Annotated in this window: 3 protein-coding genes; all 3 read left to right on the top strand. The window is 41.2% G+C overall.

Translation table 11 applies throughout. The features are described 5' to 3' along the window. Positions 1–35: 35 nt before the first annotated feature. A complete protein-coding gene (locus IT392_12655; protein MCC6545327.1) occupies positions 36–1,235 on the top strand; it encodes a nucleotidyltransferase family protein in 1,200 nt (399 codons plus the stop codon). A 385-nt stretch (positions 1,236–1,620) separates the two neighbouring features. Next, positions 1,621–1,839, top strand: coding sequence for a hypothetical protein (locus IT392_12650; protein MCC6545326.1), 219 nt, complete (start codon positions 1,621–1,623; stop codon positions 1,837–1,839). Between the two features lie 309 nt (positions 1,840–2,148). Then, complete coding sequence (locus tag IT392_12645) at positions 2,149–2,661, top strand: hypothetical protein (GenBank protein ID MCC6545325.1); 513 nt, start codon at positions 2,149–2,151, stop codon at positions 2,659–2,661. Positions 2,662–2,737 lie beyond the last annotated feature (76 nt).

The following is a 2,737-nucleotide window of genomic DNA, read 5'->3' as shown; positions in this document are numbered from 1 at the left end:
TTAAGTCGAAGATAGCTTTGTTGTAAAATAATCCAATGACACTTTTGGAGAAACTCAGAGATATCCATACGGATCAGAAGCTTTGTGGCGAGCCGAGAAATGTATTATTAAATACACATGATGATCTTCTGTTATATCTTTTATCTCTTTTAAGAGGAGATGCACATCTCCTGCCTCAAGTATCACCAGAAATATCTATAGATGAATGGAAGAAGCTGCTCAGTGCCTTGAGAAGTCATTGGATAACCCCGCTGCTTTACTATAAAATTGGCAATTCCCCCCCGGAATTCCATCCGCCGGGAGAAATTTTAGACCAGATGAGGACAGCATTTCTGTTAAGCCGCATCCAATGTCTTAAAATAGAGAAGCAGGTTAATGAAATCGTCAACAGTTTCAACAGAAAAGGGATAGAGTTTATTGTACTGAAAGGCCCTGCCCTTGCCCATTCAATATATCCTGATCCTGCAACAAGACCCCATTGCGATCTTGATATATTAGTTCGGGAAGAAGATTTCATTAATGCCAAAGGACTTCTTGAGGAGATAGGTTACAAATCTAAAACAAGCAGATTTGGCCATCTTAAGGGCGTTGATTGTGAAGAGGCATTTACACACCAAAGAGACCCGGACAAGAATATTATGGTTGAGCTGCACTGGGATTTACATATATTATCAGGACATAAGGGCAAGCAGAATATTAAAGAGTTGTTTCACCGCAGCATTCAATTGGAAACTCCTTCCCTGTCTTTTAAGGTCTTGGATCCTGTAGACACGCTTATTGCCTGTGTTCTGCACATGACCGTTACTCATAGTGCTGATATAAGATTACTCTCAATTTATGACATTGCATTGCTTTTACAAAAGATTACAGATAAGCATGAGTGGCAGATACTGATAGAAAGGAGTATAGAGTTCAATGCCCGTATTGGATTGGAAGAATCCATAAAAATTGCACAGCTCTGGACCGGATTAAACTTACACGCTGATTTTATTGACTTTCACAAATGGCCGACTGCATCAGACATAGAATACAGGATTGTTCCCAAAGTTAAGAACATTCTGGGCACGGTATTAAATTTGAATATGTCTGTTTCTTCTAATCCGCTTCAAAAAGTGAGGTATACATTCCGTCTTGCGTTCCCGGGGACAGACCATATCCGCAAGGCATATCCACCTTCCCGAAACTGGCTGCTGCCATTATCATACATTAAGCGCTGGTTGAAATGGATCAAATAATTATGGCAGCACAGCGAGCGTAACTCGAAGGGGATATTCATGGTGGGCGGGTGTGGGGGCGGGTGTGGGGTCGGACCACATGATCCCTTTGTTTCATAAGGGAATAAAGCTGCTTAAGTATTCATTTTACCCTCTTAGAATGCCATTATTTGCCTCACTAACAAGGCCATAAGGAATTTATGTGATACTTGAGAGTGATGTACAATATAACTCCCTTACCCCATCTTCTCATCTTCTCTCTTCGCATAGATAGCAGCAAGGTAAGGAAGGTCCTTGGCTGGAGGCCGCCGTTTACTGTGGAAGAAGGGATCCGTGAGACAGTTTCCAGCACTTTACTGCAGCAGACAACATATGATAAAATTTGAAAAATGAATAGAGGTGCACTATGACACGATTACTTGAAAAAGCCTTCAAAGAGGCATCTAAACTCCCTTCTGTTGAGCAGAATGCACTCGCGAAGTGGGTGCTCGAAGAACTGGAGGCCGAGAAAAAATGGGGAAAAGTATTTGCCGAATCGGAGGATGCCCTTGACAGACTTGCAGACGAGGCATTGGAGGCTCATAAGAAAGGTAAAACACAGCCATTAGATATTGACCGCCTATGAAATCAAGAGCAACGGATCGTTTCTGGAAATGCTATGCAGGATTATCGGAAGTAACAAAGAAACGAGCAAAGACGGCTTACAAGCAATTTCAGGAAAATCCATACTATCCAAGTCTGCATTTCAAACAGGTTCATTCAACACGTCCCGTCTATTCAGTAAGAATATCAAGAGACTTTAGAGCGCTTGGCATTATTCAAGAAGAAAATGTTATCTGGTTTTGGATCGGGACGCATTCGGAGTACAATAACCTATTGAAACAATTGAGATGAGCATAAACTGTTGGGACAATTATAGTTCAGGGACAGTGAGGTGTTAGTCGTCCTTAGTATTTTATTGTTCATTTTTTTCAGTGCAATATGTTCTGCTATTGCAGACGGATGTATTGGTTTCCTCCCTTTTAATTTCCCCAGGGCAAGGGTGTTTATGGGGGATGTGGGGAGTATTTTTTTGGGTTTTGTGTTTGCCTCTTTTGTGGTCAGGCTGTCAACGTCAGTAGAAGTCTTTCTATGTTTGATTATGTTCTTATGTACTTTTTATGCGGATTCCGTGCTTACAGTTTATTATCGCTGGAAACGGGGAGAAAACGTGATGCAGGCCCATCGAAGTCATTTGTATCAGTACCTGAGTAATGAGTTGAAATTACCGCATTGGAAGGTAACGCTTTTATATGCTGCAGTACAACTTTGCTTTGGGGTATTTGCAGTTGCTGCATACCAAAGGTGGTTGGTTACACAACTCATATTATTTCTAACATTTTCCATAGCTTTCCTGGTTAGTTACAATTTAGTCAAGGCGATGATACCAAAACTTTCTGAACAGTGAAAATACCAAAGAAGTGGAAATTTGTTGTTGCCTTTCTTGTCATACTGTCTGCGATTTATCTATCCCGCCCGTTATA

Source organism: Nitrospirota bacterium, assembly GCA_020846775.1.
In the GTDB taxonomy this organism is placed as follows: Bacteria; Nitrospirota; 9FT-COMBO-42-15; order HDB-SIOI813; family HDB-SIOI813; genus RBG-16-43-11.
The sequence above is the reverse complement of the archived record's forward strand: the minus strand, read 5'-3'. Positions and strand labels throughout refer to the sequence as shown.